Annotated in this window: 9 protein-coding genes; 7 read left to right on the top strand and 2 right to left on the bottom strand. The window is 51.7% G+C overall.

Going from position 1 to position 6,556, the window contains the following annotated elements:
* The first annotated feature begins 42 nt into the window (after positions 1-42).
* The 6 genes from ACLQ6D_RS13370 (at position 43) to ACLQ6D_RS13345 (ending at position 3,995) form a co-directional block, all read left to right on the top strand.
* Complete coding sequence (locus ACLQ6D_RS13370; protein WP_411727816.1) at positions 43-594, top strand: ABC transporter permease; 552 nt, start codon at positions 43-45, stop codon at positions 592-594.
* 9 nt (positions 595-603) lie between these two features.
* Positions 604-1,284 carry a cysteine hydrolase family protein gene (locus ACLQ6D_RS13365; RefSeq protein ID WP_411727815.1) on the top strand — a complete coding sequence of 227 codons (681 nt, stop codon included), beginning with the start codon at positions 604-606 and terminating at the stop codon, positions 1,282-1,284.
* A complete protein-coding gene (locus ACLQ6D_RS13360; RefSeq protein ID WP_411727814.1) occupies positions 1,281-2,852 on the top strand; it encodes an ABC transporter ATP-binding protein in 1,572 nt (523 codons plus the stop codon). Before ACLQ6D_RS13365 ends, ACLQ6D_RS13360 begins: the two co-directional genes overlap by 4 nt.
* 8 nt (positions 2,853-2,860) lie before the next feature.
* Positions 2,861-2,992 (top strand): hypothetical protein, encoded by a 132-nt coding sequence (locus ACLQ6D_RS13355; RefSeq protein ID WP_411727813.1) that lies wholly within the window; start codon positions 2,861-2,863, stop codon positions 2,990-2,992.
* Entirely contained in the window at positions 2,989-3,390 is a 402-nt protein-coding gene (locus ACLQ6D_RS13350; RefSeq protein WP_411727812.1) for a gamma-glutamylcyclotransferase, read from the top strand. The genes ACLQ6D_RS13355 and ACLQ6D_RS13350 overlap by 4 nt, the downstream gene beginning before the upstream one ends.
* Positions 3,391-3,596: 206 nt before the next feature.
* The gene (locus ACLQ6D_RS13345; protein ID WP_411727811.1) at positions 3,597-3,995 is read left to right on the top strand and encodes a dimethylsulfonioproprionate lyase family protein; all 399 of its coding nucleotides are present in this window, start codon (positions 3,597-3,599) and stop codon (positions 3,993-3,995) included.
* A gap of 86 nt (positions 3,996-4,081) precedes the next feature.
* Here ACLQ6D_RS13345 and ACLQ6D_RS13340 read toward each other — a convergent pair whose 3' ends face one another.
* Entirely contained in the window at positions 4,082-4,717 is a 636-nt protein-coding gene (locus ACLQ6D_RS13340; RefSeq protein ID WP_411727810.1) for a GntR family transcriptional regulator, read from the bottom strand.
* A gap of 666 nt (positions 4,718-5,383) precedes the next feature.
* On the opposite strand from ACLQ6D_RS13340, the gene ACLQ6D_RS13335 reads away from it, so the two are divergent.
* On the top strand, positions 5,384-5,695 hold the full coding sequence (locus ACLQ6D_RS13335; protein ID WP_411727809.1) for a hypothetical protein: 312 nt from the start codon (positions 5,384-5,386) through the stop codon (positions 5,693-5,695).
* A gap of 351 nt (positions 5,696-6,046) precedes the next feature.
* Here the strand turns inward: ACLQ6D_RS13335 and ACLQ6D_RS13330 are convergent, their stop codons facing one another.
* Positions 6,047-6,499, bottom strand: coding sequence for a phage virion morphogenesis protein (locus ACLQ6D_RS13330; protein ID WP_411727808.1), 453 nt, complete (start codon positions 6,497-6,499; stop codon positions 6,047-6,049).
* Positions 6,500-6,556 lie beyond the last annotated feature (57 nt).

Genomic DNA, 6,556 nt, shown 5'->3' with positions numbered 1-6,556 from the left:
TTTTTTCTCGGCAAACCTTATATACAGCCGACGGCTCCGCATTTGCCGGCAATAGGCTTAGGTGACTGGAGCGACATCGCCCAAGTTAGGGCCGCACTGGAGATTAACGTGCTGTTTCTGCTTGGGCTGTTGATTGCGCCCTTATTGACATGGATACTGTCCAATACGCGCTGGGGATTGATGGTGCGAACTGTCGGTGACAGCAGCGATGCCGCCGAAGCACTGGGCTTTTCGGTCAATCGGGTGCGGTCGGTCGCCACCATGACAGGCGGCTTTCTGGCCGGCATCGGCGGCGCTTTCCTGTCGCTGTACTATCCCGGCAGCTGGAATGAAGGGCTGTCCAGCGGACAAGGCCTCATCGCTGTGGCGCTGGTGGTTTTTGCCCGTTGGAAACCGATGCGCTGTCTCTATGCCGCCCTGTTGTTCGGTGGTGCTGGAGCGCTGGGCCCGGCCTTGCAATCGGTTGGTTTCTCCAGCGGCTATTATCTGTTCAATGCCGCGCCATATCTACTCACGCTGATTTTGATGGTAGCCACCTGTTCGCCGCAGCGAACCTTATCCGGTATTCCCGGCGAGCTTTCCATCACCAAATGAGGTAATACTATGAATAAATTTGTCAAAAGCGAACCTTATTTTTTCCCCTATAACGGTGACTTAAGGCCGGAAAACACCTGCCTGATCATCATCGACATGCAGTTTGATTTCTGCGGTGTAGGCGGCTACGTCGATAAGATGGGCTATGACTTATCACTGACGAGAGCGCCCATAGAACCGATACGCCGCGTCCTGGAAGCCTGCCGCAAACTAGGCTTTCACATCATCCATACCCGCGAAGGGCATAGGCCGGATCTGTCCGACCTGCCGAAGAACAAACGCTGGCGCAGTCAGCAGATAGGCGCCGGTATCGGCGATGCCGGGCCTTGCGGGCGGATACTGGTGCGCGGCGAACCCGGCTGGGAAATCATTCCCGAACTTGCGCCATTAGCGGGTGAAGCCATTATCGACAAACCGGGCAAAGGTTCTTTTTATGCCACCGACCTGGATTTGCTGCTGCATAATCGCGGTATCAACAATATCGTCCTGACCGGAATCACGACCGACGTTTGTGTCCACACCACGATGCGCGATGCCAATGACCGAGGATATGAATGCGTATTATTGGCCGACTGCTGTGGCGCAACCGATTTCGGCAATCATCAGGCCGCCCTGCATATGGTCAAGATGCAGGGCGGCGTATTTGGTGCGGTATCGGATTCGGAAAGCTTCATTGAGGCTATTTCATGAACGCTACGGACATCAACTCACAGGCTCAGAACGCCGCCGGATTTTCAGGCGAGCTTTATCATGGCCCGGTTGCACTCGAAGCCATCGATATTTGCAAAAGCTTCGGCACGTTGCGGGTGTTGGACAAAATATCGCTCAGGCTGAGCCGGGGCTCTTTCCACGCACTGCTGGGCGGAAACGGTGCAGGTAAAAGCACACTGGTCAAGTGCATCATGGGCTACTATCACGCTGATGAAGGCACCGTGTTGATTGACAACCGCGAGTGTGCAATCAATAACACCCGCGATGCCCACCTTCATGGACTGGGCATGGTATACCAGCATTTTACACTGGTGCCGGACATGACGGTGCTGGAAAACCTGGTGTTGCCGCGCTCGCAGATTCCGAAGATCATTCGCTGGCAGGAAGAAAAACAGCGCCTCGAAAGCTTGATGGCGGAAACGCCTTTTCAAATTCCCTTGAACAAAAAGGTCAGTACGCTAGCGGCTGGAGAAAAGCAAAAAGTAGAAATCCTGAAGCAACTTTTTTTGCAGCGGGAGATTTTGATCCTCGATGAACCGACCTCGGTGCTGACCCCGCAAGAAGCCGATGAGATTCTGGGCATGCTGAAAGAACGCACAAGCAATAAACATCTTACCGTACTCATCATTACCCATAAATTCCGCGAAGTCATGAAGTACGCCGATGACGTGAGTGTTTTGCGGCGCGGCAAGCTGACCTATAGCGGCCCCTTGGCGGAAAAAACACCGGCCATGCTGGCTGAGCTGATGGTGGGCAATGAGGAAATCGCTGCGATCGGTACGCGCGATAAGGTTGTAAAAGGGGAGATTCGTCTTGAAATTAACCGTCTCGTTACTGCTAACGACAGCGGCGTGACAGCGGTGGATGACCTGAGCTTGCAGCTTCATGGCGGGGAGATACTGGGCATCGCCGGCGTATCCGGCAACGGCCAGCGCGAACTGGTTGAGGTACTGTCGGGGCAACGCAGTCTGGATAGCGGGGAGATTCGCGTATGCGGCGAACCCTATACGGCCAGCCGCGAAGAAATGGCGAAACACAAGCTCTATTGCTTGCCCGAGGAACCGCTACGAAACGCCTGTGTGCCGCGCATGAATCTTGTCGAAAATCTGGCGTTGCGTATCTTTGATCGGGCCGTCTTTACCCGAGGGCGCTGGTTTATCAACCGTAGATCGCTAAAAGCGCATGCTTTGGCATTGATTGATCGTTACCATGTCCGTCCCCCGCAGCCGGAACGCTGGATTGAGACACTGTCGGGCGGTAATGTGCAACGCCTAGTTTTGGCACGCGAACTATCCGGTGATGTTGACCTGCTAATCACCGCCAACCCTTGTTTCGGACTGGACTTTGCCGCCACTGCGGAAATTCGCCGTCAACTGATGCAGGCCCGCAATAGAGGCGTTGCCGTCCTGCTGATCAGCGAGGATCTGGACGAATTGCTGGAACTCAGCGACCGCATCGCGGTGATGTTCGAGGGCCGACTGCGCTATGAAGCACCGATAGCAAAAGCCAATATGGACGAAATCGGCTTGAAAATGGCCGGACATTGAGGACAACCATGCAACGAATCAAAGCCCAACCTTATGGCTATATCAAGGCCGGCTGCGCCCACGATATGCTTTCGACAGGTATGTTCATGCTTTTCCCCGTGCTAAGTTCGGCAGCCCGACACATCGAGTCACGAACATGACTGTCGCCTCGGATGGGCCAGGTTCCTTTATCCTGTTCGTAAACGGCACGCTCATGCGAGGCTTGGCATTGCATGCCAATCTCGACGGAGCCACCTTTATCTCCGAGGCCCACACTGTCGCCTGTTACCGTCTCTTCTCGATCGATGACGTACATCCGGGCATGTACGAAGTGCCCGATGGCGGCGTCTCCGTGGCGGGCGAGCTTTACGACGTTCCGTGGGATGTCTGGCAGCGGGTCGAGGCAGGTGAGCCGCCCAACCTGTATCGTGGCCAGGTGAAGCTAAGCGACGGGACCAAGAAGTGGGGTATCTTGTTCCCTGGCGAGTCGGTATTGCCGCGCCACCGCGATATCTCCGACTACGCAAGCTGGCGTGCGTACCTAGCTAGCAAGGCATAAGTTCATGTCAAGATCGCGATCCAATCGCTCATGGCGTCCGCTACGCTGGATCTGGTCAACCAACAATTTGTTCCACGAGGCTTGGCATGTGAGCGTTCCCACATGAGTCCACTAGGTGAGCCCGAGGACGTGTCCAATCCCCCAGCTGGCGCTGTTAAATTCAGAAACCCCGTCATTCCGTCAATCTCTGCCAGAATGGCGGACATGTGTATAATAACTGCTGTATTCCCCATGCGCCAGGAACAATGAACCATCCCTTATCGAAAAAACCCTTTTCTCTACCGTCCGAAGTTTTGCAAGACACGGCAACCGGCTGGGGGGCGCTTCGGGAAGGTGTCAGTTTCCGCCTGTTGTTCCAGGATCCGGATTCCGGCTACCAGGTCGGACTCATTCGCTATGAACCCGGCGCATCAGTGCCTCTGCATCGGCATGTCGGCGATGAGCACATTTACATCCTTTCCGGCTCGCAGCAGGACGAAAGAGGGCTGTATCCGGCAGGGAGTTATATCTATAATCCCGAAGGGTCAGAACATAGCATCTCCAGTCAGGAGGGTTGTCTGGTTCTGGCGCACTGGCATAAACCGGTCCAGTTCCTGACCGAGTAAGACTGCCAGCTTTCCATCCTAAGCCGATTTGGCATCATCCCCGAAAGGAAAGCTGCGGTTTTTGCGCATACCGAGATTGACCATCGTCAGCATCTTGGTGAATCCCTCATTTTTTTGATGTGATGGGTCATGTCGTTTTTGGCGGTCGGCACATCGCGATTGAGCAGGGATTGCAGGATTCCGTAATGCTCTTCATAGGTTTTGCTGATGCGTTCCTGGTCGGTAAAATCCAGGCGACGGACGATGCGTATCCGGTTATTGATGTCGCCCAGCATTTTCACCAACACGCGGTTGCCCCCGCCTTCGGCAAGTTTCATATGAAAGGCTTCATCCAGATTGGCGATGCGTTCGGCATCGCCCGCGTCACCAGTCGACACATTTTTTTCCCAGACGCTACACAGTTTCTCTAACGCCTCATCCGGCATGTTGATACATGCCAATTTCAGCGACAACATTTCCAGGCTGACGCGAATCTGATAATAATCGGTGAATTCGTCGAAATCCATGCCGCGCACGAAACAGCCCTGTTTCGGACGGATGGTGATCAATTCTTCGGTCTCCAGGCGTTGCAAGGCTTCCCGGATCGGCGTCCGGCTAACCTTGAAATAGGTCGCCAATTCGGTTTCGGTCAGCCGAGAGTTCGGCTGAATTTCGAAATTAAGGATCAAGTTGCGGAGATTGAGATAGATACTCTGCGCCGTTTCGCTCTTTGCGGTTGTCATGTTTGCTCGTGGTGCTGATCGTGGCATTTCCTGAATGACGGATTGGCGTGTATGTCCAAGGATAGGCTGGGTTTGTAAAAAAATTCGTTAAGGCCAGAACTGGCACTATGCGTCAAATGGCCCATAAAAGGTAGGTTGTCGCCAAAAAATCAAACGCCGGAATCATGCTGACTCATTAGGGCTAACAGGATTTTGGATTTTTCAGTATTATTTGAAGATGACGTTGATTGGGGACGGGTCAAGAATAGAAGTGCAATTTATCTATTGATTCGGCCTTTTAATGTTTGAAACCGTTCGTGCTGAGCTTGTCGAAGCACACACGCCTTTCGACAGGCTCAAGGCGAACGGGAGTTAATACTTCACAAGGCCGAATCAATAACCTGTCCCCGAATAGTTCGCGTCATGATATCGTGGCCTGCCTATATTCTCATTTTAGGATGATAGACAGCTAGCAAGCCGGGCTAACATCACAAATTTGTTGCAATAAATATATATGTTAGGGAAGATATGCGGAAACCGTATAATTACTTGTTAGGCGGTAGCCATATTCAAAACGAAGAGGATAGTTTTTATGGGCTGGTACATTTTAATCATCATTGGAGCAATTGTGCTTGCAGTTATTTTTCTCACTATTAATGACAAAATTGAGCAAAAAAAATTGCACTTATGTCTCCTGAAGAGCAACAGAAGTATCTTGAAGAAAAGCAACTTCGTTTAGCAGAAGCGAACCAAAGAATTCGTGAAAGAAATCATGAAATTGAATATGGGTCAATCAATACAGCGATGGTTTGTCCACATTGCCAATCCATTGGAAAAATTAGAACAAAAGAAGTTAAACAAAAAAAAGGGGTTAGTGGCGGTAAAGCCACCGCCGCAGTCTTAACGGCAGGTTTATCCTTATTAGCGGTTGGGCTTTCACGCAAAGAAGGATCTACTCAAGCGCATTGTGATAATTGCAACAACACTTGGTTTTTCTAAATTAGTAACTCACCTTACGCACTTAAGCGTTTGAAGCTCGTCGAAAGCCTGTATAGAGATTAGATATTTGAAACGGATTCCGCGAGATAAATGCTTTTAATTAGGAATAAGGCGGACTGTAGAGGTTAGAAGCGGAATGGAAGATGAAAATTTGTGCGGGCTAGAGGCGGCTTAACATAGAAGCTAAGGCCGAGGCGCAGGACATGAAAACATCTTGCGTATTGTGCACGTGGTGGTTTGGATTTTTGAGCTTCTCTAATGGCTTAACCACGTCCAAAAAAAGTGGCTTCTTTAGCATATTTTTTACTAGTGCTCAGCCGCTAAAAAATATCCCAATATTGGCGGCATTTTTTACCGAATTGAAGCCAATAAATGCTCCTCGATTATGGCCAAAATTTTGGCCTCGTCAGCGGGTGAAATTCCCAAAAAAGGGCGGGCCGGAATATCGGCCCAAAGGTTGGGGAATTCCGATTTTGTGCCGCCGAATTGTTGCATCGCCGCATACTCCATCGGGCTGCCGACGGCCAGCTCATCATTGCCGAAAACCAGAGAGTTGATGGAATCCATCAACTCTCTGGTTTCTCCGGTCAAGGGTCGGCTACCTTTCTTGCGCGCCAGTGTGGAAGGTTTGTTTTCAGCCCACTTTTCACCATCCGGCCCCGTCGTCGTCCCAAAGCGCTTTTTGGTGGATTCGGCCAGCGCCTCCCCGATGCCCCGCAAGGCCGGGGCAATGTTGCCCGCCGCTTGTTGCAGGCCCTGTAAGGCTTGCCTGACTTTCGTATCGTCAAATTTTACTTCGATCATGCCATCCCCTATTATTCACCTCAGAGAGGAAAACGTTTCGGACGTAAGGAAGGGGAC

The sequence above is a fragment of the Methyloglobulus sp. genome (genome assembly GCF_046714055.1).
In the GTDB taxonomy this organism is placed as follows: Bacteria; Pseudomonadota; Gammaproteobacteria; order Methylococcales; family Methylomonadaceae; genus Methyloglobulus.
This window is presented reverse-complemented; position numbering and strand designations above follow the sequence as displayed.

Bases quoted from the DNA above. Each gene is read 5' to 3' on its own strand.
- ACLQ6D_RS13360 (WP_411727814.1), top strand. From the start codon at position 1,281: ATGAACGCTACGGACATCAACTCACAGGCTCAGAACGCCGCCGGATTT.
- ACLQ6D_RS13330 (WP_411727808.1), bottom strand. From the start codon at position 6,499: ATGATCGAAGTAAAATTTGACGATACGAAAGTCAGGCAAGCCTTACAG.
- ACLQ6D_RS13355 (WP_411727813.1), top strand. From the start codon at position 2,861: ATGCAACGAATCAAAGCCCAACCTTATGGCTATATCAAGGCCGGCTGC.
- ACLQ6D_RS13350 (WP_411727812.1), top strand. From the start codon at position 2,989: ATGACTGTCGCCTCGGATGGGCCAGGTTCCTTTATCCTGTTCGTAAAC.
- ACLQ6D_RS13365 (WP_411727815.1), top strand. From the start codon at position 604: ATGAATAAATTTGTCAAAAGCGAACCTTATTTTTTCCCCTATAACGGT.
- ACLQ6D_RS13335 (WP_411727809.1), top strand. From the start codon at position 5,384: ATGTCTCCTGAAGAGCAACAGAAGTATCTTGAAGAAAAGCAACTTCGT.
- ACLQ6D_RS13340 (WP_411727810.1), bottom strand. From the start codon at position 4,717: ATGACAACCGCAAAGAGCGAAACGGCGCAGAGTATCTATCTCAATCTC.